The following is a 23,170-nucleotide window of genomic DNA, read 5'->3' on the forward strand; positions in this document are numbered from 1 at the left end:
TTGATCGGTTATGGTAGTATTTGGAAAAAGGAAAGGAGAATATGATGGGTATCTTCTTTCAGAAAGAAAACAAACCTGGATCAAAAGTTTATACGAGGTTGCTGGTATTGCGAGTCTGCCGCTCTCCTTTTCACTACTATTGGATGGTTCAATGAGGATTATGATACTCCATTCATGAAGAAGATTGGGTTAGCTTGTTTAGGAATTACTTTTTTCTTTTTCGCCCTATGGTACAAATCCAAGGGAGAAAAAAAGAATGTTTATCTCTTTTTATTTGCTTCATTAATTTGGTTTTTAATAGCAGTTAACCACATTTGTGACAGGTAAGATAAATATAATTAAAGAAGGTTAAAAAGGAGGTGGGATCATGTGGCTGGTAATCTTGCTGGTAGTCATTATCGGGTTTGCTATTTTACTAGACTGGAAACGCAAAAGAAATAACAACCATTCACACCTCCCCGACGCATTCAGGTGCGAAACCAGGGGACAGCTCGAATTACATGATGGGTGATAATAAATATACAGACGGCGGGGGATCCTAACCCGCCGTTTTATTCGCTATAATCGTCCCTGTAATCTTGGCAGGGGACGTGAACTCCCCACTGGCAGGAACAGCAGGCTTGTTTTTTTCGTTTCCTTCAGTTTAAAGAGATCATCATAGGTATTTACATCAAACCCAAGGAGCGGATGTCCAGAGAGGTCCAATGCAGAAGCGGCGAGCAGCAAATGCTGGGACAAAATCCCGGCCTCCATGTGCTGAATGCGGTGGCCTCTGTATCCATAATTAGCTTGGTTATGGTCTCTTGCACCGGCAATGACAAAATGTAATGGAACCTGGGCCAGGTTGACCGTGTCCGCCAGCAATCCGTCCTGCAGCTCGGTGCGGAAATCACCTTCCTCAATAAGCGTTAAATCACGGCTTGATTCATTGTAAGAATAAAAGCCGTTCGGTAAACCTGCTACGTTATAGGTGTAGCAATACAGTGAAACGTCTAATACATCCACATCATTTTGGTGCAAAGAGGCAGAGAAGGCTTCGTTTAGAAGAGCTGTTAATGTAGATTTACTTACCGGCTTCTGATAAAAGTCCAGCCCGGGGGAATGGCGTTTTCCACAGACAGAATAAAAGTCGTACGATAACCGCTCTGTTTGAGGAGGTTTTGCCTTTGCCTCCTTTTTCACTTTTTTAAATTGTAAAGAGTCCAGCAAACAGGCTTCATTCATATTTAGTATTACCGGGTAGGCCCTGATTTCTCTTGATCGCACGTAATGACAATGGGAAAGTGGCGGCAGTCCGCTTGATAAGAAAGCGGCAGTGACCGATTCTTCAAGTTTCTCCTCTCTGGATAACTCCACCGCCGGATCAACGGAAAGAGGAAGTACCGCATATACGCTTTCTTCTTGCTCAGATATTCCTAAAAGATGGTTAAGAGCATGGTCAAGAAACTGATAATATACACTGGTTTGAAACCCGAGCCTCCTGCCCGTTTCCAGCAGCTGGCCAATCACAAATCCGGTGTCCAATCCCTGCAGCCGGTAGGAAAAGTTGTGGTATTTGAAAAAATTTTTCCAGAAAAAAACCGAGAGAAAAACCGTGCCAAAGACGGAGGAAACATCACAACGGCTCCCGAGAGCCCGCTGGAGGTAGCTGTCAAAATTCCCTTCTCGCAAAGCCACCAATCGGTGATGTGCTGCATCATAGTGGTAAATGCCATGCGGGAGGCCTTCCATTTTTAAATAAAGATACAGCTCGCTTGGATAAAGGGCGCCGCCCGAGGGGGCAAAGCGCCGGTAGGTGGTCCATTCCCCGGTTTGGTCATCAATCGGCAAAGTCTGGCTGATCTGGGTAAGGCCGAACGTGAATTTTAAAAAGTGGCCGAGTTCTTCTAGGGATGGAACGAATGTTTTTCTCTCTTTGAAATGGAAAAGGGGGGAAATGGGCAGTTCTACTGAAGGCAATCCCTGGTACAGCTTATAGGGAAGGGGGGCGTCGTCCCAGTTCACCACCCAGTCCCCAGGCTTTACCCGGTCGGTCTCATAATGAAGTTTATATAAAAACTCATTGAGGTTCATGGTCTTCCTCCTTCGGGACGAATTATGGGAACGGATGAGGATAAGGATTCAGGTCGCTCATGTTCAGCGGTTTTTTGGTATACCCGAGTTTCGCGGGCACGTTAAGTACCCGGTCCAATCCTTTCAGGCGAGTCAGATGATGGCCGAACGTCATGGGAATCATGCCAGGTATGATGACTTTTACACAATGAAGTCGGTTTCGTTTCAATTCCGGACTGGTTTGGTCCACGACAATGACTTCCATCTGGAGACCTTGAAAAATGTTCAGGATATCCTTTAAATCGTCAAGCAAATCCGGATGCTGATTGGGCGACGCGAATTCCTCGTCAAAGCGTCTTACGGCAGGCTGATCCAGCAGGAAGGACAGGCGTTCTTCTGTTTCCTTTAAGCCATACAGCATCGAGTGGTCTTCCATCTGCCGGACGAGATAGGAATCGTGATACATGCTGACGTATTTTTCCCGGTTGTGTTCGAGCTTTTCGTCCAGGTTGAGCAGCATACCGGCAATCTCCTGTACCGCCCCTTTTACCGCCCTCATTGGGTCAATGTGGGCTCCGGCGGCACAGACGACGTTCATGCCTGTGGATTTTGTACTTTTGGCAATAGCCCAAACACTTGGGATGCCGTTCTCGGTTGTTGAGTTATACAGCCGGACTTCATAGCCAGCCACCGTGCGTAAGCGCTCGATCATGAGCTGGAATTCCTGATCATTGATTGATGCGGGATCAAGACACGGTAGAGGAAGCCGGCCGTACCATGTCATCAGGAAAGAATCACGCTCCACAATTTCAAAAATCCCGTAGAGGATGGCTTCCTCCAGACTGCCGCCAAGCGCACAGCCGTTCGAGGTTTCATAGACAAACCCTCCGCCGCATCCCAGGCTGTAGTAAGCAAAGGTCTCCGGGACCAATAGCGGCCGTTCCTGTGTTAGCGAGTAGCCCCACACCCAATCAATCGATCGGTCAGGGGTGAGCGGCTGGAAAGGAAAATGGGGACGATTATATTGTTCCTCTGTATGAACGCCTACAGCTTTCGGGTTAAGGGCATGATCTGCCACCTCCGCATATGGAGCATAAATCGTTGTGCGTTTTCCTTTTGGCGCATAACCGCAGTATCTTTCGAGCCCCTCCAAGATGGCGCCCTGTTCACTTTGAACATAGGAATGGGTGCGTCCGGCGCATAATTCATTGCCCGTCAGCAAGGGCAGGTTCACTACCGTATCAGCGAACGGCGAAGTGAGGTCGTAGTGTTTTTGATTCAGAAGACCGGTTCGGTGGTCGATATAATTTCTGCCAAGTATCTTTTCCAGCTCTTCCAATGAGCGGCAGCGGAAGCTTTGGAGGGAGGCTTTAGGGCTGGGTTTCAAGTGAATCGTTGCTCCCTCTGCTGTATCCTTCGGCAAATTTCCGCATACCGGGCAATACGGGTCAGGCAGAACGAGGTGGCTGGATAGACGGAGCGTATTTAAGTGCAGAAGAAAGACATGTTCAAAGGTACGGCTGTTTTCTCCTGCCAAGATCCTATGAACCTCCTCCTGAATAAGAAGGGAGGCCTGTTTTAGACCGAGAGTGGAAGCCCAGGGATCACTCTCTCTTTGAGGATGGTCCATCATATATTCCTTCAGCTGAAAGTGTTCTTTTCGGTTTGAACCGGCCATAAAGCGGCGCTGGTCTGCGCACTCTGAGCACCCTTCTTGATCAGACTGAACGAGCGGGCCGATGCAGGCTTCGCCAAAGGCAACAAAGCCCCGGAGCCAGGGAATGCCAGATGACCGAAAGACCTCTTCTGCTTTCCGGTGCTCCCCAGGTATCCAGGAATCGTGAAGTACCAGGGCAAGCGCAGGTTGATCCAAAACCGCTTCGCTTACTTTAGCTGCCCTTGATAATGAGTACTGTCCGCACAGTTCCTCGTGTACCTGATCAGCCAACATTCCGCTGCCGATAATAACGATGGATTGGCTCATGTCTGTACCACCCCGCTTAACACCACACCATAAATGTCTTTTGTATGTTCGGTGAAAAAGGATTCCGCTTGCAGCTCGTAAAATTGAGCCTTCTGGTTTAGCCGATTTAAAGCAGACAGAAAGGTTTCTTTCCATGTTTCTTCGTTAAAGGAAAACTCGGGCTGTTTCTCTTTATGGACGGTAACAGAGGAAGCGGTAACCCCATATGGGAAATGACAAATTTCCTTATCTTGAGCGGTTATCAAAGCCGTTTGCAATGCACGGCTTACAGCCATCTTTTGATTCAGTCCCACACTCCCATGCCAATTTTCGTCGGCCTTAACCCAAATCACCGGAAAACCGAGAACAGCTTCTCCAGAAAAGAGCTGAGGAGCCGGCTTGAGGGTTTTCAATGACTGCCATAAAAATTGGCACCGTTCATCTTCAAGGGAAGACAGGTTTAAAGGCGTTTCGCTGACACGGTAATCCTGCTTTTTCTGAAACACCTCGTGAAGGGCATTCTGCAGTGCCCTGCCCATGCCTTCCTCAGCCGTTTGGCCAATCCCCGCTCCCCAATAGAAGGGACGATTTTCACCAAAGAACTCATTTTCATAGTTGCTGATATATTGTTCGAGGCCAAACAGACCCGCTTCAAGGCGGGCTTCTTCATGGGTGAGACCTGAGCAAACGAGTTCGGGAAAGAGTTTGGATGGACCTTCTGAACTCGGATCAGCAACTTGAACCTTACACTGCGATAGCGGGAGCTGAGATAAATCTGCTTCCTCCCAAACATGAAAGATACCCGCATCCGTGGACGTGATTTGGAGGAAAAGGGGATGCAGATTTGTTGGCTGATGGGCGCGGGTTTCAAGACATTCAGCCGGGTTTTCAATAGGCTCTGCAGATACACGGCCGTTGACCAAAGGATGAGGAAGAAACGGCTGCCAGGTTCCTTCAAGTGTTTCAAGGTTAAGCTGGTAAAAGGATGTATCCTTTCGACCTTCATACACCCCTGTGACTTCTTTAAACCATTCAAAAACGGCCACGTTTGCCAACAGGGCACAAGCGGTTTGGGAAGGGGAAGTAGGAGTTGCTTGACCCCGACGCTGGTGAATGCGGCGAAATGCAGATTCCCAGGAAACTTCCGATTTGGCAGTGACGACAGGGCCGGCAAAAGCAAGACCGTTTGAAATGGTAACCGGAAGAAAAGTTTTTCCCTGTTTCTTGCAAAGGGAGTGAAGGGTACGAAGCTCGGTTAGATCACTGCCATGGGAACTATAAAGAACAGAATCATAGGGTTTTAGCTCCGTGCTCCAGTCCTTTTTCGATGACTGCATAAGAGTAATATTTGACTCGGAGTCTTTTTTCGCGGCTTCTCCTATCATTTCTCTCAAAAATGGCTGGAGAGATTGTTGAGATTCGGTAAGAATGATCGTAAAGCCCGGTTGACCGGATTGAATGAGAGATTGAACAAGAGAAGGAAGAAGTGAATCGGCTCCCAATACCGCGGCTTTTGTCTGGCGGTAAACCTGGAACCGGTAGGCCCCTGAATTTCGGATTTGGTCCAAATATTCAATTTGGGAAGCGTATTGACTAAGAACAGTGTCAGATAGCTGGTGAGGGAGGCTCTGGCTTACATCCCGGGCAAAGCCGTTTTCGTACAGAATGTGTGCAATTTTGTAGACCTGATCTTGAAAAGCCTCCGGCAGCCCATTTGTTATGGCTTGAAGTGTGCGTGTTCCGTCAAGCATCGGTGTCAATCTTTCCAGCCAGCGGTCGATGGTGCTGCCTTCCATTCGTAACGATTTTTCATTGTTCCGGACAGACACTCCCTGGTTCGAATCAGGAATGATAAACGTGTCTCTGTTCATTTTTAAGCACATTGAATCATTAACCTTTTGCATGATGGCCCTCCTTTTCAGAAAGCTCGACTATGACATCATTTAACTATATGGATCGCTGATTGTCCTTTATGTCTGTCTCCATAAAGAAAAGCCCTGCATTTTGAAAGGATGCAAGACTTTTCTTTGTGTCCCTGATTCTTTTGCTTAACGGTGGCCTCCGCAACGGCCGCCACAACCTCCGCAACCTCCGCAGCGTCCGCCACAACCTCCGCAGCGCGCACAACCGCCGCATCCCGCACAGCGAGCACAGCCTACGCATCCTACGCATCCGCCGCATCCGCCACAGCCTCCGCACGGCCCGACACAAGTCCCAACCACACAGACACCAACGACCACACACTGACGCGCAGGATCATTCATATCCTGATACTGCGGATAGTTCGGCTGAACATTGCTGACATTGACATCTTCCGTGTTTAATCCCTCAAGATTCCACTTGAATTCATCCAATACGATAACCTCCTTTGCCTAAAAGGTTGAACGAACAAAGACAACGCAAGGGACATCTGTCTTCCTGACAATTACCCTCACCATAAAGTATGGATTGTACTTGTACCAAGTTACCGTCAGGAGCGGAAACAAACACTTATGGGCTTAAGACTCACTGAATTTCTGTCTTTAATAAAAAGGTTGTACATATAATGATTCATCAGGTGATAAAAGGGGAGGTATTGTGGAGATTAATCTGGGAATCTTTCTCAGTGCTTTGGGGACGGTTTTCGGAGCCCTGCCAGCGCTGCTAATCCGTAATGTATCCCATCGTGTTAAAGATAACCTGCTGGCATACAGTGCAGGAATTATGGTGGCGGCTTCTGCCTATGCATTAATTCCGTCTACTTTGAAGCTTTCAAATATGTTTGTTCTGACCGTTGGCATCCTGGTTGGAACGACCGTCCTCACCCTGCTGGAAATTGTTCTACCCCATCAGGATGCAGGACATGGAGCTGACTCTGCTCAAATCCGCCCGCTTCTTATCATTGCGGCCATGGCTATACATAATATTCCTGAAGGAATTTCCGTCGGGGTGAGCTATGCCAGTCAGTTTGCCGAGTTAGGGTCTTTGGTTTCTTTTTCGATCGGCCTGCAAAATATACCGGAGGGTTTTCTTGTGTGCCTCTTTCTTGTCACGAACCGGATACCGAGGTTACAGGCCTTTTTATATACAGCTTTTACAGGTTTAATCGAATTGGTATCTTCGCTCATCGGGCTGCAGCTGTCCGATGCATTTCTTGGCATCGTCCCTTATGGACTGGCTTTTGCGGCAGGTGCTATGTTGTTTGTTGTATACAAAGAACTGATTCCCGAAAGCCATGGCGACGGAAACGAACGCTCAGCAACCTTTTCGTTTGTCATTGGGCTGATTTCAATGATCTATCTCACCAACCTGTCATTGTAGATTGAAATAAAAAGGCAGCCAGTCCAATAGGAGAGCTGCCTTCTTTATATTGATTTTTTAAAGCGGAGAAGGTGTAATTCCTTCTGGTATCGGACACTCATACGCTTGTCCGTCTGTTTGTCCGGCAAGTTCGTCCTTGGCCTGCCTCACTATTTCAGGGTCCTGCAAAATCTCCCATGCTGTGCCTGCCAGCACTTTCGCTGCCTGCAGCATGCCTTTGTGGGCAAGGGAGGTGGCACCTTGGCTGACGAGCTGCCAGGTATGTAGCGGTGTGCCAAAAACAAAGCAGGATCCGAAGAACTGAGCGGTCGGCACCGTCCAGCTGACATCGCCAACATCGGTGGAACCGAACATCAACTCCCTCGTTTCTTCAAACGGAAGGACGGTTCCCAGGAAGGTATTATTAACCGTCTTCAGCCGGCTATTGGGAGTAAGCTTGTTGATTTCCTGAATCGTATTTTGAATATCCTCCGCTGTAATCTGTTGGTGAATTTCTTCTGCAAACTTCATCTCGTTCGCGTCATAGTCAGGAGTTCCATAGATTTCGAGCTGCTTGTGCATGACGTTGCCAAGTGATGTGTTTGGCAGATAGTTGGAGCATGCTTTATCGAACCGGACATCGACCTCGGTTTCGGTCATGAGTGCTGCGCCTTTGGCAATGTTCAGCACCCGGTTGTAGATGCTCTTTACATCGCTCATTTGCGGTCCGCGGATAAGATACAATACCTCAGCTTCCGGCTGAACGACGTTCGGTGACAGCCCGCCTGTATTGGTGATGGCGTAGTGGACGCGTGCTTCGGGAATGATATGCTCGCGCAAGTAATTGACACCAACGTTCATGAGCTCTACCGCATCCAGTGCGCTTCTTCCCAGGTGGGGAGAGTTGGCGGCATGGGATGCTTTTCCTTTGAACGTAAACGCAATCTGATAGTTTGCGAGAGACGAGAATGAAAAGATGCCGCTGTAGGAGCCGGGGTGCCATGTGAGGGCACAATCGGCATCCTCAAACAGTCCTTCTCTTATCATAAAAGTTTTTCCGGATCCGCCTTCTTCACCTGGACAGCCATAATATTTAATGGTTCCTTTTACTCCTTCAGCTTCCATCTGTTTTTTTAAAGTGATGGCAGCCGCAAGAGGTGCGGTGCCAAGAAGGTTATGGCCGCACCCGTGGCCGTTGCCGTTTGGGACCACAGGATCCGGTGAAGCTGTCCTTGCGTGCTGGCTTAACCCGGGGAGGGCGTCATATTCACCCAGAAGAGCAATGACCGGTTTACCCTGTCCGTATGTAGCGATAAAGGCCGTTTCGATCCCACCAACGCCCCGCTCCACGCTAAATCCTTCTTTTTCAAGCGCACCGGCGAGAAGGTTATAGGATTGGTATTCTTCGAATCTTGTTTCTGCAAAATCCCAAAGGGTGTCGCTTAGGTTGATATACGCATCGCGGTTTTCTTCAATGAGCTTTTCAATTTGATAGACAGACTCCGCTGTTTTCATCGTTAACACCGCCTATTTAAGAGTAAATTTCTCAACATGTGACACGAGCTTTTCAAGGGAGGAAACTGCAATTTTCATGGCGGATTCATCAATATCGAATTTCTCGTGATGATGGCCAGCAGCGAGCGTTGTGCCAAAGATCAGATACGTGGCATAGCCGCCGAGATCCTTGACTCGTTCCAGCATATAGGTCGCATCCTCGGAGCCCGAGCCAAACGGAGAATCGCTGATCACTGAGTCTACACCTTCGATATCCTTTACGGTTTCCTCCACATACACTTTTAGTTCAGGGCTGGAATCACTCGTCTTCGCTTCTCCGACAACATCTGTTTTGACTTCCACATCGTGCATGGAGGCCGCTCCGTAAATGATGTTCAGCGCTTGTTTGAGGATATACTGATTAATCTCGGTCGTTTCGCCCCGGGTTTCCACTTTTAAATGAGCCGAAGAAGGTATGATATTTCGTCCGGTTCCGGCTTCAAACACGCCAACGTTAATTCTGGACTGGCCGGCGCTGTGCCTGCTGATGCCATACAGATTAAGCACAGCGGCCGAGGCAGCGAGGAGCGCATTCTTTCCGTCTTCCGGATTGCTTCCGGCATGTGCGGCTTTCCCTGTATAGTCCACATTAATTTTTGTGGTGGACAGGAATCCATTGGCTCCGCTCACAATCTGTCCGAGCGGAATGCCTACTCCGATATGGGAGGCGAAAAAGACGTCCACGTCATCAACGACACCTGCCGCTACCATGGACTTGGCCCCGCGGACGCCTTCTTCCGCTGGCTGAAAGATAAACTTTACTTTTCCGGTCAGTTCGTTCTTATTCTCGGATAAAAGCTTGGCCAGACCGAGACCGATGGAGGTATGAGCATCATGTCCACAGGCATGCATCATGTTGTGGTTTCGCGACTGAAAGCCTTCCTTCACCGGCACGTGTGAAGCATCTGACGACTCCTTCAAATCGAGCGCGTCCATATCAAAACGGAGGCCAACGGTAGGTCCGGGTTTGCCGGTGTCCAGGAGTCCGACCACTCCGGTAAAACCGCCTGATAAGTAAGGAAGCCACTTAGGATCAGCCCCCTGTGCCAGAGCGCGTTCTTCCTGTTCTTTTAAAAAGGATTCTGAAGGAACACCCATGCGGGACTCTTCATCTACCACTTCTTTTCCTGCTTTTACCTCATACCCCCACTCTTCAAGACGGGAAGCCACAAGCGAAGCTGTACGGAATTCCACCCATCCTGATTCAGCGTGCTGGTGGAAATCCCTGCGCCATTCTACAATTTCGGGATATAAATCATGAACAGTACTTGTTTTCGTTGTTGCCATTTAAAATCACTCTCCAGGATGTTCTAAGTTTTAGTTAATGTACATGCCGACTCCAGGTCCAACCGGAATGCCGAGAAGTCCAAAGGCAAGAAGCAGGATAATCCAAACGACTAGAAACACAATCGTATACGGAATCATTAACGACATCAGGGTGCCGATTCCCGCTTTTTTGTCATACTCATTCATGAACGTCAGCAGAATGGCAAAGTACGGATTTAGCGGTGTGACCATGTTTGTGGAAGACTCACCGATCCGGTAGGCCACCTGAATGAAGGCGGGATTGTAATTCAGCAGCATGAGCATCGGCATGAATACAGGAGCTTCAAGTGCCCACAAAGCTGATCCGCTGATGATGAACAGGCTCAGAAAGGCAGAGACAAGTACAAAGCCAATAATAACCGGCAGCCCGGTCATGTTAATGGAGCTCAAGCCATCTGCCGTATTGACCGCAATCCATGTGGCAAGATTGCTCCAGTTGAAGTAGGCAATAAACTGGGCGATGGCAAACACAAGTACAATATAGCCGGCCATGTCCCGGATTGAATCGGTCATCAGGGCAGGCACATCGCTCGTTTTCTTGATTTTTTTCATCGTGACACCAAATGTGACACCAACGGTAATGAAAAAGAGCAGGATGATTGGAACAATTCCATCCAAAAACGGTGAAGGGATAATGGTTCCGCCTTCTCCTCTCAACGGGGAGTTCGGAATAAACAACACAAGAGCCACAAGCCCGATGTAAAGGATGGCAGCAATGAACGTGTTGCGTAATGCTTTGTTCTCAAGAGCATTGGACGTGAAATCGAGTTCCTTTTTTCCTGTTTCGCCGTCATAGGTGCCAAGGCGGGGTTCGATGAATTTTTCCGTCACCAGGCCGCCAACGATTGTCAGAACAATGGTAGAAACGCTCATAAAGTACCAATTATCCACAGGGGAGACCGATGCATTGGCATCAATCGTGTGAGCTACCTCGGTTGAGATACCGGATAGGAGCGCATCTGTTCCTGCGATTAAGATATTGGCGGTAAATCCAATTCCCGAACTGGCAAAACCAGCAGCCAGCCCTGCGATCGGATTTCGGCCGATGGAGTAAAAGACCACAGCGGCCAGCGGTGGAATGATTACAAAAGCAGCATCTGACGCAATGTTGGCCATAATACCGATAAAAAACACGGTATAGGTAATGACCGATTTGTGTGCCTTAATGATTGTCTTTGTGATTACGCTCTCGAACAATCCGACGCGCTGGGTCAGCCCAATGCCGAGCACCATCGCCAAAACAAGGCCAAGCGGCTTAAATCCGGTGAAGTTTTCGAGCATCGATGTGAGCATGAATTTCAAGCCTTCACCAGAAATCAGGCTTTTGACTTTCAATGTTTCTTTGGTGGCAGGATGCACAACAGATACATCAAACAAGCTGACAATTGCAGATAAAACAATCATGAATAATGCCAGGTACACAAAAAGCATAAAAGGATGGGGGAGACGGTTCCCAAGCCGTTCAATGGTATTCAAAAAACCAGAAATGCCCCTTGCACTTCTTTTTTGAACACTGGCTGATAGTTCTGCCATTTCAAAATCACCTTCTTTTGCAGTATTTTTTATTAACGGAAATTGTCCGTTAATATTCCGTTAAACAAAGTATTCAGCATAGTCTGACAGAATCCTTCTTCTTTTTTAATAAAATTTAAATCATGTTAAGATTCCTTACATATAAATGGAATATAGAATATTAAAGGAGATTTAAAAATGAAAGAGAATTCATTTTATGGAGAATTTTAGTCGGATATGGAAAATATGTAGAGAGGTGAATTGCTCTGAAACTATTTAATTTTTTGTCAAAGAACGTACCGGTTTATACCGCATTTGACCAAAGCATGTATTTTAAGGTGGCTGAACGATTTCAAAGCGAAGGTTTACATTACAAAGTGAAACGTGTGAACCAGGGCAGCTGGGCGCCAGGCTCTCACTTCAGTTCAAACGATTTTAATGGATCAACCTTCTATGAATTTTTTGTTAAACGTGGGGAAGAGCATATGGCCTATCACGCGCTGTCAAACTTATAAACGGAAGTATGGGAGGGTAGTTATGTTAAATGTAAAGCCACTGGAAGAAAGAGATTATGAACTGATTAAAGCAGCAGAAGAAGTAATAGAAAAAAATTACAGATATGAACGGCATCATATCGGCGCAGCAGTAAGAACCAAAACAGGAAAGGTTTTCGCCGCGGTCCATGTGGAAGCCAATATAGGGAGAATTACAGTATGCGCTGAGGCCATGGCTCTTGGTAAATCCATCTCAGAAGGAGAGCATAATTTCGAAACATTTGTAGCTGTTGCACACCCTCATCCTCACGAAAATATAGAAAACTGCTGGGTGGTTCCTCCATGCGGCATGTGCCGTGAGCTGATCAGCGACTATGGCAAAGAGACAGAAGTCATTCTTCCTTATAATGGGGAAATCGTAAAATGTAATGTAATGGAACTGCTTCCAGAAAAATATCGAAGTGAATTTTAAATGGATGGAGAGAATGCACTGACCGTTGAGCGGCTGTATTTTTTGCTGGCAAAAAATGAAAATGAGTGGTTCTGTGAGTAACGTACCCAAAACGGTGAGTAACCTTCCGTAACATACCTCTTCCAAACGTAAAAGCCCTCCATCAAGGAGGGCTTTTACAATTTCAGTGCATAAATTTTGCGCGGACGGCCACGGTATCCGGACTGTTCTTCGCCGGTGACCTCAGCCAGGTTCAATTTTTCGAGTTCAGTTAATATGCGCCTTGCGTTTCGTTCGGTTCCTTTTAGCCATTGCGATACTTCCAGGGCGGTAACGGTCTTCTTTTTATAATGCTGGGCGAACGATTGGATTTTTCCGACTACCGCCGGACTGATGGTGGCGTTTTTTAACGTTTCCTTCCACTGGTCACCGAATGTGCGTCCGTTATAGGAGACCTGTTCATTCGTTTGCAGGCTTTCGGTTACGGTTTTGTCCTCATTCACCTGGATGATCACCGGCTTGTCATACCGGCGGGCGAACCGAAAGGCGAGTCTCACGTTTTGCTCGGCCTCAAGCGCCGTTAAGCCATAGCCGAGGCCAATGTTGATCTGCAAATTGCTGTGAAGCTTGATATCCTCGATCAGCTGGTGCAGCGAATTGTCTCCGAAGTGGAGGTCCATTTCGCCACGGGTGGTATAGATGTAAAAGTGATCGTCACCGATTTGTTGAAAAGAACCGTGGACCAGCTCCGCATAATGAAGCAGAATCCGTTGCAGCTCCAACTCCTGTTGCCTTCGTTTGTACGTATAAAAGGATTCGTCGGAAGAGGACGGAGAATCAAACACGGTGATGCCGAGAATGGCCGTCTGGGCTTTTTTATACCACTGCGACAGACCGTACTCTTTTAAATACTGGAGCATGAGCCGGATAGATGGTATACCGGGCGTTACCCGGTAACAAGGGATCCCAAGTGCTTTCAGCTCAAAATACACCTCTTGGATAAATGTAATGGCAACCTCGGTTTTTCCCTCTCTGTACAGCTGGACATGAAAATCAATCAGATCCTCTGGAGGAAGGTAGCCGGTATACGGAAGGGTATACAGCTGAAAAGTCGGAATGGTTTCGCCGATATCCTTGAGTTCATCATCCTGAATACTGTCGAGGCTCATGGTCGAAAAAATTTTGTTTTCTTTCACCTGGGCTTCGAGCAGGGTTTTATACAGGCTGATGCCGTTTACCGGTGCATAGCTGCCTTCTTTTTCTTCGATGATTCCTTTGGCCAGAGCATAGTGGTAAGGGGCCTGTCCGGAAAAAAACCACTGGTCCACCCGGTGTTTGTTTTCTTCGATCAAAGCCACCGTTTCCTCGAGCTTTTTATAAACAAATGGGAGTACATCAATAGTATCGAAATGTTCTGCTGCTTTTTTGACCAATTCTACTGAATCGGACGGACCGATCACGCCTAACTGAATTCTCATGATAAAACGTCCTTTTAGTAGTGCCGGGCCTTCTTTTTTCAAGGCCACAAGCTCCTCATATACTGGATAACTCTATTCTTATGATAAAACAGGAAGGGAATGGTTTTCAAATCTTCCATGGAGTTTTATCACAACGATGAAAAGGGAAGGGAAGAAGTGGAAGAGTAAATGATCAGGAGGCGTTTTATTATATGTCAAAAACCATTTTTATTACAGGTGCCGGAAGCGGACTGGGAAGAGGGACAGCCATTGGACTCGCCCAAAACGGGCATAAAGTGATTGCAACGACGGAACTGACGTCCCAGCAAAGTGACCTCATGAAGGAAGTGCGTGAAAAGAATCTCGATATTGAGGTCTTTAAGCTTGACATCACCAATGAGCGGGACCGCGAGCAAATCAAGGAGCATGATTTTGATATCTTTTTGGCCAATGCGGCGATCAATGAAGGCGGTCCGTTGTCGGAAGTTCCGTTGGATCGTTTCCGGGCGCTGTTTGAAGTGAACGTATTTGCCACGCTTGAAACGGTACAGCTTGCCGCTGCGAAGCTGGTGGAAAAAGGGTTCGGGAAAATTGTGTTTATGAGTTCCATCGCAGGGATTGCGGCTACTCCTTACGTTGGTCCGTATACGGCAACAAAACATGCCATTGAAGGCATCGCACAGACGTTGCGGAAGGAATTGGAGGAGTTCGGTGTACAGGTGGCGACCATCAACCCTGGCCCATTTGCGACTGGTTTCAACGACCGGAGTGCAGAGGAGAAGTACAAGTGGTTTGAAAAAGGAAAGAATTTCACACGGATCGAGGATATGAAAAAACAAGAGGAAAGTTTAAAAGATCAGTACGATCCGGAGGACATGGTCCGCAAGATGGTGGAAATCATTCCATTGGAGCACCACCCTTTTCGCACCGCCTATCCGGAGGAAACCGAAAAGAAAATGAAAGACTCCGAAAAAGAACATTGGGAACTGGAAATTTAAGAGCCGACATCAAAAAGCACTCATACAACGAGTGCTTTTTATCTTTGACAAAACCCATCCATTTACACAGATAGAAAGGTTCGCTACACTTATAGACAGACAATTCAGCCAATACATACACATAAACAGAAGGAGAGTTGTTCATGTTTTCACTGGAAGGTAAGGTTGCGGCGATTACTGGTGCAACCAGAGGAATTGGCCGCGAGATGGCACTTGCCCTGGCAGAAGCTGGTGCTGACGTTGCCCTTCTACAGCGCAACACCGCCGATGAGACGGTAAAAAAAGAGATCGAAGCTCTTGGGCAGCGTGCGATGATTGTGCATTGCAACTTAGAAGAGCAGACCCATGTTCGGGATGCCATCCCAACCGTGGTAAGTGAGCTTGGAAAGATCAACATTCTGGTGAACAATGCCGGTATCCAGCGCAGGTCTCCCTCGGTATCTTTTTCAGAAACCGACTGGGATGATGTCATCAATGTCAATTTAAAGTGTGTCTGGCTGTTATGCCAGGAAGCAGGAAAGTTCATGGTCCCGCAGCAGTCAGGAAAAATTATCAATATGGCTTCCCTCTTATCGTTTCAGGGCGGATTGACAGTCCCGGCGTATGCCGCAGCAAAAGGTGGCGTAGCTCAATTGACAAAAGCCCTGTCCAATGAATGGGCGAAGGACAATGTCAACGTGAATGCCATTGTTCCGGGATACATCGCTACGGATATGAACTCTGCGTTGATTGCGGATGAAACGAGAAACCGCCAGATTCTGGAACGGATTCCGGCTGGCCGGTGGGGATCAGCTGAAGATTTTAAGGGCACCGTTGTGTTTCTTGCATCGGATGCGTCCAATTATATTCATGGTCATTTGCTGGCGGTGGATGGAGGCTGGCTCGGCAGGTAAGAGAGCCAAAGTAAAAAGGCAGCAAGTCTGTTCGGAACAGAGCTGCTGCCTTTTTTTAGTCAATAGAGGTGTGTATGTGCTGTGACTGTTAGTAGGATGCTTAAAGTACCATAAAAGGAACGGGTGCTTAGACTATTGCTGTGACTTTTTCTCACTTAAATACTGTGTAAATTGCTCTTTTGTTATGTTGGAATTCATGGCTTCTTCTACAAGTTTCAACCATTCGGGATCTGTTAGTTCGTCTTTTGCTGAAGAATGAACGTGATTCACTTCTTGATGTGGTACTTTTAAAATCTTAAATGTTTTATACATTATACACACTCCTTATCTAACTAAATAGTAATTCATTTGTAAACCTAAAGAAGAGTGGCAATTTGCAACAAAAGTATTTAATTTAAAAGTATTAGGTTTTATAAGTTTCGTTTGATACTGTCCGTTTTAAAACCGTCATAAAAAATTAAATCGTATATTTCACAATGTGTATTGTTACAGGTTGAATTGTTACAGAAAGGGAATAGATTAAGTGTTTTACATAACGAAGGGAGAGAATCAGAGTGAAAGGAAAGTACCGGTATTTTATCATCGGCATGATTGTATTTATGACCGTTGTAAACTATATTGACCGGGGGGCCATCTCCTATGCTCAAGAAGCGATCATCGGGGAATTCGGATTGAACCCGAAGACGTGGGGGCAAATTCTTGGGTATTTTGGCTACGGTTACATGTTTGGTGCCTTGTTCGGAGGTATGTTGGCGGACAAAAAGGGGCCGAAGTTTGTTTGGATTGTGGTCGGGATTGCCTGGTCACTTTTTGAAATGGGCACAGCTTTTGCCGGGGAAATCGGCCTTGCCTTGTTTGGCGGATCGGCTATTGCCGGTTTTGCTGTTTTCCGCATTCTTTTTGGCTTTGCAGAAGGACCGACGTTCTCAACCATTAACCGGACGATGGCCAACTGGGCGGCACCGAAAGAAAGAGGCTTTGCTGCTTCACTTGGGTTGCTCGGAACGCCTCTCGGTGCGCTTCTTACAGCACCTATCGCCGTTGCGCTATTGTCGTTTACCAGCTGGAAAACGATGTTTATTATTCTTGGTGTAATTGGACTGATCTGGATCTTTGTCTGGATGAAGGTGTTTACCGATCAGCCGGAGGACAACACGAAGGTATCCATGGAGGAGCTGGCTGAAATCCGGAATCAAAAGGAGCTGTTAAGTTCAGAGAAACTGGTAGACGAAAAAGAGGAAGAGCAGGTGCCGTGGCATCACTTTTTCCGTAATCCGACGTTGATTATGAATGCGATCGGGTATTTCGCGTTTCAGTATGTCAATTTCCTGATCTTAACCTGGACACCGAAATACTTGCAGGATACCTTTGATTTTAAGCTTGCCTCACTCTGGTATTTGGGAATGATTCCATGGGCAGGTGCGTGTGTGACCGTGCTGCTTGGCGGAAGGATTTCCGACGCTCTCCGAAAAAAAACAGGAAGTCTGCGCATTGCACGCTCGGGTCTTGCGGTTGTGTCTCTTCTGTTAACGGCAATCTGCTTTATCCTTATTCCAACGGTAAACAGTGTGACCGCGGTTCTTACGCTGATGACGATCGGAAATGCGTTTAACTTTTTGCCAAACTCCGTGTACTGGACTGTCATCATTGATACGGAGCCATCCAAGGCAGGTACGTTTGGCGGAGTCACTCACTTCTTCACCAATATTGCTACCATTGTGGCACCGACGTTAACCGGGGCATTGGTGGCCATGAGCGGTTATGGCGCCATGTTTGTCGCGGCTGCCATCGCTTCAGCCGTGGGGATGGTGGCGATGATCTTTGTGAAACCGGGAAGCTCCAAACGCAAGATTAATTCATCATCAACAGCCAACCGGCCGTCTGTTTAAGGAGAGGGAATTGATGAATAAGAATATCTTACATTTAAGTCTTTCGTCACTTTCTGAAGAAATCAAATCGAAAGAGATTTCCCCGGTAGAAGTTGTCCGTGAGTTATTGGCGAGAATTGAAGAGATCAACCCTGTAGTCAACGCCTTTATCACAGTCCTCCAAGAGCAGGCGGTAAAAGAAGCCCGGCAGGCAGAGGAGGAAATCATGGCGGGACACTACCGGGGACCGCTTCATGGTATTCCAATTGGTCTGAAGGATCTGATCTACACAAAAGGCATCCGGACAACAATGGGTTCTAAAATCTATCAAAACTATATCCCGGACCGGGACGCAACAGTTGTACAGAAGCTGAAAAAGGCCGGAGCGATCATGATTGGCAAATGCAACACCCAGGAATTCGCCTACGGGCCGACAGGAGATGCTTCGTACTTTGGTCCGGCACGAAATCCGTACAATCCTTCAAAAATGACCGGAGGCTCGAGCAGCGGCTCGGGAGCGGCAGTGGCCTCTGGACTGTGTTTCGGAGCACTGGGAACGGATACGGGGGGATCCATCCGGATTCCTGCTTCAGCTACAGGAATTGTGGGGATGAAACCCACCTTTGGACGGGTAAGCAAGGCGGGGGTTCATCCGCTTGGAAGGACGCTCGACCATGTAGGGCCGATGACCCGCAGCATCCGAGATAATGCCTTGCTGCTTGGCATGCTGGCCGGTTTTGACCATGAGGATCGGTTCTCCCAAAACCTTGGGAACGAAGATTTTACGCGCTGTATCGGTGAGTCCATCTCGGGAAAAGTCATTGGTATTCCAACCAGCTTCTATTTTGACCGGGTGGATGAAGAAGTGAAGGACAAGGTAAAGAAAGCGATTCACGTGCTGGAAGACTTGGGTGCGGTCATACAGGATGTGGAGATTCCTGTATTATCAAAGGTTTCCTATGCTCAGCTCAAAACCCTTCAAAGTGAAGCCTATGCTCTTCATGAAGAACTTGTTCTCTCCCGTCCACAGGATTACCAGGCGCAGGTCCTGGAACGGTTGAAACAAAGTGCAGAAGCTCTTGGTTTTGAATATGTAAAAGCCCAGGAAATCCGCCAGGAAGCAAGAGAGGTTTTCAACACCGTGTTTGAACGGATCGATGTGATTGCTGCGCCGACCGTTGCCATTCTGCCGCCGGATATTGGACAAACAGAGATCAGCATTGACGGAAAGACGGAGCAAGTCCGTTCGGCGCTTTTGCGATTAACGGAACCTGCCTGTGTCACAGGTCTGCCCAGCTTGTCTGTCCCTTGTGGATTTTCTGACAGCGGACTTCCCATCAGTCTACAGATGATCGGAAAGGCGTTTGATGAAGCACAGCTCTACCAGGTGGGTGCTGCTTTTGAAGCGGAAGCATCCATAGCGACGTTGAAATGGAAGATCGAACCGGTGGTTCATTTTTAGATCAGACTTTTAGTAGAAACTGAGCGGTATTTTTTCTTTTGTTTTATTATAAATAACTTAATTGTAAATACATGGGGTAAGTGGTATTGTTAGTAGACATAGTGTTTTTTTCCTATGTAAAGGAGAGTTCACTGTGCTAAGTGAATTTGAACGCTTGCTATTCAACAAAGAACTTGGCCGTTTACTACTCGAATATAATAGCTGCAGCGATAACCAAGTTCGAAACAATATTAGAAAAGATATTCTTTTACTTTCCCAAGCATTAGTCAGTTTGTCTGATTAATGCTTTTTTTAACACCTGCTCAAACGTTTAAAGGAGGGATATTACTAAATGAATAAAGCAGAATTTTTAAGAATCTTACGCAAAGCCAGTCGAGGCAACATGTTTTCAATAGAGATTCCAAAGACTGTACAAGAAGACGGAAGTAAGATAGAGGAATGGGCTGGTGAATTACAAAAAGAAGGGAAAATCAAATTAAGAGAGTGTGTTCAACGAGATTACTCCGTTTATTTACATGGAATCATGAAGTATGCACCCGAGTAATCGGGTGTTTTTTTATGTCGAGATTTATTTTTTTAAAAAAACACCTTCCGTAACAGGGAAGATGCATGGTCTATAAATTCCGGTTGGAAATTCATCTGATAATATGCAGACAGAAATCCAGATCGGCCTGAAGATGGCTTTTCATCAGATCTGCCGCTTTTTCCCCGTCACGTGCTTGAATGGCTTCGTAAATTTGTTCGTGTTCATCAATAAGATGTGGCCGCTGATAGAAAACAACGGTTTTGCGAAACAGGTAAATAAGCGACTGCATACGATCGATCGTATCAATCATGACAGAATTATTGCTGGCACGTACAATGATTTCATGAAACCTTTCATTGGCTTCCATAATTTCTTCATTTGTTCCTTTTCTTCCGATCTCCACGCATTCATACAGCGCTTGTAGATCCTTTTCGGGCAAAAAGGCTGCGGCACATTGAGCAGCATACCCTTCGAGCAGTATCCTCATCTGAAAGTTATTCCGCAAATCCTTTTCCGATGGTTTGACCACCCGTTTATTGACAATCAGCCCTTCGTATTCCAGCTTCCGAATGGATTCCCTGATGGGCGTCCGGCTGAAACCCAGATCGGAGGCTATTTTTTCTTCCACGATCTTTGTGCCCCCTGGAAGTTCACCAGTTAAAATCCTGTCCCTGAGAACGGCGTAGGATTGATGGGTGGCAGAGCGTGAACGATCATTTTCCAGCACAATTTTCACCTCAGTTTCTTTCAACAATCTATCTATATCTTACCAAAACGGTTGAGAAAAAAATATAACCGTTCCCTTAGTTTGCTATTTTTGTATACAAAAATATTAAAAATGTATACAAAAATTTAAAAAAGGTGTACAATTCAACTGTAAATCATACTGAAAGCGATTGCATACCACTTTCATTTAAAAATATCTGACCCCACATCAAGGAGGAAAAGCGATGGAACAGAAGGTTGGTTTTATTGGTCTTGGAATTATGGGTAAACCCATGTCATTAAATTTGATGAAAGCGGGATATTCATTAACCGTTTTTGATTTAAATCAGGAAAGTGTAAACGCTGTCGTAAATAAAGGAGCGATCGCAGCTTCCTCTCCAAAGGAAGTAGCGGAAAGAAGTGATGTCATCATTACGATGCTTCCGGCATCCAAGCACGTAGAGCAAGTCGTTTTGGCAGAGAACGGAATTTTGGAGGGAGCAAAAGAAGGCTCCGTCATTATCGATATGAGTTCCATTACACCGGACGTATCCCGCGCGCTGGCAGATCAGACAGCAAAGCAGGGCGTTGAGATGCTTGATGCACCCGTCAGTGGGGGAGAGCCAAAAGCAATCGACGGTACACTTGCCATCATGGTTGGCGGGAAAGAGGAAGTTTTTGAACGCGTTCTATCTGTTTTATACGGAATGGGAAAAGACGTCACGTTGGTCGGCCAAAATGGCTGCGGGGTTACCGCGAAATTAGCCAACCAAATTATTGTAAACCTTAACATTGCAGCTATGTCGGAAGCGCTGGTACTGGCCGCTAAAGCAGGAATTGATGTTGAGAAAATGTACAAGGCGATCCGTGGAGGACTGGCGGGAAGTGCGGTACTCGACGCGAAAGTACCAATGATTCTTGACCGAAACTTCGTCGCCGGAGGGAGCATTGCCATTAACATGAAGGATATTGGCAATGTGATGGATACGGCTCACGATATCGGGGTTCCACTCCCGCTGTCCAGTCAGCTTCTTGAAATCTTCCACTCACTAAAAGTGGACGGAAAAATCAACGACGACCATGGAAGCATTGTCCGGTATTACGAAAAACTGGCTCAGGTCGAAGTGAAGAGGGGGATTAACCATGACGAAAAATCAGAGAGTCTCCGCTAATCTTCTCGAAACTCTTCCAACGCTCAATAAAAATAAGGCGGACGCCCTTATACAGGAAGCTCTTGGGACATTCAATAAAAAAATTATCGTACTGGATGATGATCCGACAGGCGTTCAAACGGTGCATGACATTTCGGTATTTACCGACTGGTCTCTTGAGAGCATCGAAAAAGGATTTTTGGAAGAGCAGTCCATGTTTTTTATCCTGACGAACTCCAGAGGATTTACCGAAGAAGAAACAGCGAGAGAGCATATCAAAATCGCGGAAAATATTCTTGTGATTTCCAAGAAACGGAACAGGGATTTTCTAATCATCAGCCGTGGTGATTCTACGCTCAGAGGGCATTATCCGCTGGAAACGACGGTGCTGAAGGAAACCATCGAATCCGCTTCCGAAAAGAAGATTGATGGAGAAGTGATTCTGCCGTTCTTTAAAGAAGGAGGCCGTTTCACCATTAATAATATTCACTACGTTCAGGATGGCGGGGAGCTAGTACCTGCTGGTGAGACCGAGTTCGCGAAGGATCGTACTTTTGGCTATACCAAGTCGGACCTGGGTGAATGGATCGAGGAAAAATCTCGCGGAGAATATAAAGCAGCCGACACGCTCTATCTTTCGATTGAAGCTTTGCGTTCCAGGGACGTTGAAGGGATTGCCCGCAAGTTGATGGAGGTTAAGGATTTCAACAAAGTCGTCGTGAATGCAGCGGATGAGGGGGATGTAAAAATCTTTACAGCCGCACTCATTCAAGCGATCAATGCAGGAAAGAACTTTTTGTTCCGAAGTGCTGCAGCGCTGCCAAAAGTCATTGGCGGAGTACAGGATAAGGCATTGCTTACAAGAAACGAAATGATCCAGGAAGAAACCGGACATGGCGGACTGATCATCATCGGCTCTCATGTAAAGAAAACAACCGAACAACTGGAACGGCTGAAAAAAATAAAGGAAATCGAGTTTATTGAATTCAACAGCCATCTCGTTTTGGAGCCGGAACGCTTTAAGCAGGAAACGGACCGTGTCATTGAAACAACAGAATCACTCGTACGTTCTGGTAAAACGGTGGCGGTCTATACGAGCAGGGAGCGGCTGGATCTCGGTGAGAACAAAAAAGAAGAGGAACTGAAACTATCCGTCGCCATTTCCGATGCGGTCACAAGCATTGTGACAAGGCTGCAGGTCAAGCCAAATTTCCTTATTGCCAAAGGAGGAATCACTTCAAGTGATGTGGGGACAAAAGGCTTGAACGTTAAACGGGCAACGGTGGCCGGACAAGTCCGTCCGGGAATCCCGGTTTGGCGGACAGGAGATGAAAGCAAGTATCCTGGAATGTCCTATGTGATATTTCCCGGTAATGTCGGCACGAAAAGCGACTTAAAAGAAGTAACAGAAATGCTCATTCATCCTTAAGAATTGAGGGGATGCAAGGCCAAAGAGTGGTGCATCCCCGATTACAGAAG

At 46.8% G+C, this 23,170-nt stretch carries 20 protein-coding genes; 10 read left to right on the forward strand and 10 right to left on the reverse strand.

Annotated features, from left to right (window positions below):
- The first annotated feature begins 367 nt into the window (after positions 1 to 367).
- On the forward strand, positions 368 to 511 hold the full coding sequence (locus QNH15_RS02890; RefSeq protein WP_283892441.1) for a hypothetical protein: 144 nt from the start codon (positions 368 to 370) through the stop codon (positions 509 to 511).
- Positions 512 to 558: 47 nt separating this feature from the next.
- Here QNH15_RS02890 and QNH15_RS02895 read toward each other — a convergent pair whose 3' ends face one another.
- The 4 genes from QNH15_RS02895 to QNH15_RS02910 form a co-directional block, all read right to left on the reverse strand.
- Entirely contained in the window at positions 559 to 2,073 is a 1,515-nt protein-coding gene (locus QNH15_RS02895; RefSeq protein WP_283892443.1) for a SagB family peptide dehydrogenase, read from the reverse strand.
- A 22-nt stretch (positions 2,074 to 2,095) separates the two neighbouring features.
- Positions 2,096 to 4,036 (reverse strand): TOMM precursor leader peptide-binding protein, encoded by a 1,941-nt coding sequence (locus QNH15_RS02900; protein ID WP_283892445.1) that lies wholly within the window; start codon positions 4,034 to 4,036, stop codon positions 2,096 to 2,098.
- Positions 4,033 to 5,919 carry a bacteriocin maturation protein gene (locus QNH15_RS02905; protein ID WP_283892447.1) on the reverse strand — a complete coding sequence of 629 codons (1,887 nt, stop codon included), beginning with the start codon at positions 5,917 to 5,919 and terminating at the stop codon, positions 4,033 to 4,035. Before QNH15_RS02905 ends, QNH15_RS02900 begins: the two co-directional genes overlap by 4 nt.
- A 144-nt stretch (positions 5,920 to 6,063) precedes the next feature.
- Positions 6,064 to 6,369: a heterocycloanthracin/sonorensin family bacteriocin gene (locus QNH15_RS02910; protein ID WP_283892449.1), complete on the reverse strand. Its 306-nt coding sequence runs from the start codon at positions 6,367 to 6,369 to the stop codon at positions 6,064 to 6,066.
- Between the two features lie 220 nt (positions 6,370 to 6,589).
- Here QNH15_RS02910 and QNH15_RS02915 point away from each other — a divergent pair, with 220 nt between their 5' ends.
- On the forward strand, positions 6,590 to 7,315 hold the full coding sequence (locus QNH15_RS02915; RefSeq protein WP_283895407.1) for a ZIP family metal transporter: 726 nt from the start codon (positions 6,590 to 6,592) through the stop codon (positions 7,313 to 7,315).
- A 57-nt stretch (positions 7,316 to 7,372) separates the two neighbouring features.
- Here QNH15_RS02915 and QNH15_RS02920 read toward each other — a convergent pair whose 3' ends face one another.
- Genes QNH15_RS02920 through QNH15_RS02930 form a run of 3 tightly spaced genes read right to left on the reverse strand, consistent with a single transcriptional unit; the run spans position 7,373 to position 11,707 of the window.
- A complete protein-coding gene (locus QNH15_RS02920) occupies positions 7,373 to 8,809 on the reverse strand; it encodes a M20 family metallopeptidase (protein WP_283892450.1) in 1,437 nt (478 codons plus the stop codon).
- 12 nt (positions 8,810 to 8,821) lie between these two features.
- The gene (locus tag QNH15_RS02925) at positions 8,822 to 10,135 is read right to left on the reverse strand and encodes an amidohydrolase (protein ID WP_283892452.1); all 1,314 of its coding nucleotides are present in this window, start codon (positions 10,133 to 10,135) and stop codon (positions 8,822 to 8,824) included.
- A 30-nt stretch (positions 10,136 to 10,165) separates the two neighbouring features.
- Positions 10,166 to 11,707: an AbgT family transporter gene (locus QNH15_RS02930; protein WP_283892454.1), complete on the reverse strand. Its 1,542-nt coding sequence runs from the start codon at positions 11,705 to 11,707 to the stop codon at positions 10,166 to 10,168.
- Positions 11,708 to 12,223: 516 nt separating this feature from the next.
- Between QNH15_RS02930 and QNH15_RS02935 the strand changes: the two genes are divergently transcribed.
- Complete coding sequence (locus QNH15_RS02935; RefSeq protein ID WP_283892456.1) at positions 12,224 to 12,652, forward strand: cytidine deaminase; 429 nt, start codon at positions 12,224 to 12,226, stop codon at positions 12,650 to 12,652.
- Positions 12,653 to 12,807: 155 nt separating this feature from the next.
- On the opposite strand, the gene QNH15_RS02940 is transcribed toward QNH15_RS02935, so the two are convergent.
- On the reverse strand, positions 12,808 to 14,109 hold the full coding sequence (locus QNH15_RS02940; RefSeq protein ID WP_283892458.1) for a helix-turn-helix domain-containing protein: 1,302 nt from the start codon (positions 14,107 to 14,109) through the stop codon (positions 12,808 to 12,810).
- A gap of 191 nt (positions 14,110 to 14,300) precedes the next feature.
- On the opposite strand from QNH15_RS02940, the gene QNH15_RS02945 reads away from it, so the two are divergent.
- Positions 14,301 to 15,086, forward strand: coding sequence for an SDR family oxidoreductase (locus tag QNH15_RS02945; protein WP_283892459.1), 786 nt, complete (start codon positions 14,301 to 14,303; stop codon positions 15,084 to 15,086).
- 143 nt (positions 15,087 to 15,229) lie between these two features.
- Positions 15,230 to 15,979, forward strand: a complete 750-nt coding sequence (locus QNH15_RS02950; protein WP_283892460.1) for an SDR family oxidoreductase — start codon at positions 15,230 to 15,232, stop codon at positions 15,977 to 15,979.
- 132 nt (positions 15,980 to 16,111) lie between these two features.
- On the opposite strand, the gene QNH15_RS02955 is transcribed toward QNH15_RS02950, so the two are convergent.
- On the reverse strand, positions 16,112 to 16,291 hold the full coding sequence (locus tag QNH15_RS02955; RefSeq protein WP_283892461.1) for an anti-repressor SinI family protein: 180 nt from the start codon (positions 16,289 to 16,291) through the stop codon (positions 16,112 to 16,114).
- Positions 16,292 to 16,533: 242 nt separating this feature from the next.
- Between QNH15_RS02955 and QNH15_RS02960 the strand changes: the two genes are divergently transcribed.
- The 3 genes from QNH15_RS02960 (at position 16,534) to QNH15_RS02970 (ending at position 19,853) form a co-directional block, all read left to right on the forward strand.
- Positions 16,534 to 17,868, forward strand: a complete 1,335-nt coding sequence (locus tag QNH15_RS02960; RefSeq protein WP_283892463.1) for an MFS transporter — start codon at positions 16,534 to 16,536, stop codon at positions 17,866 to 17,868.
- Positions 17,869 to 17,881: 13 nt separating this feature from the next.
- Positions 17,882 to 19,309 (forward strand): amidase, encoded by a 1,428-nt coding sequence (locus QNH15_RS02965; protein WP_283892465.1) that lies wholly within the window; start codon positions 17,882 to 17,884, stop codon positions 19,307 to 19,309.
- 331 nt (positions 19,310 to 19,640) lie between these two features.
- The gene (locus QNH15_RS02970; protein WP_283892471.1) at positions 19,641 to 19,853 is read left to right on the forward strand and encodes a hypothetical protein; all 213 of its coding nucleotides are present in this window, start codon (positions 19,641 to 19,643) and stop codon (positions 19,851 to 19,853) included.
- A gap of 91 nt (positions 19,854 to 19,944) precedes the next feature.
- On the opposite strand, the gene QNH15_RS02975 is transcribed toward QNH15_RS02970, so the two are convergent.
- Positions 19,945 to 20,562: a GntR family transcriptional regulator gene (locus QNH15_RS02975; RefSeq protein WP_283892473.1), complete on the reverse strand. Its 618-nt coding sequence runs from the start codon at positions 20,560 to 20,562 to the stop codon at positions 19,945 to 19,947.
- Between the two features lie 223 nt (positions 20,563 to 20,785).
- Between QNH15_RS02975 and garR the strand changes: the two genes are divergently transcribed.
- Positions 20,786 to 21,712: a 2-hydroxy-3-oxopropionate reductase gene (gene garR, locus QNH15_RS02980; RefSeq protein ID WP_283892475.1), complete on the forward strand. Its 927-nt coding sequence runs from the start codon at positions 20,786 to 20,788 to the stop codon at positions 21,710 to 21,712.
- Positions 21,684 to 23,120 (forward strand): four-carbon acid sugar kinase family protein, encoded by a 1,437-nt coding sequence (locus QNH15_RS02985; RefSeq protein ID WP_283892477.1) that lies wholly within the window; start codon positions 21,684 to 21,686, stop codon positions 23,118 to 23,120. Before garR ends, QNH15_RS02985 begins: the two co-directional genes overlap by 29 nt.
- Positions 23,121 to 23,170: the final 50 nt, after the last annotated feature.

This window comes from Fictibacillus enclensis, from assembly GCF_030123385.1.
In the GTDB taxonomy this organism is placed as follows: domain Bacteria; phylum Bacillota; class Bacilli; order Bacillales; family Fictibacillaceae; genus Fictibacillus_C; species Fictibacillus_C enclensis.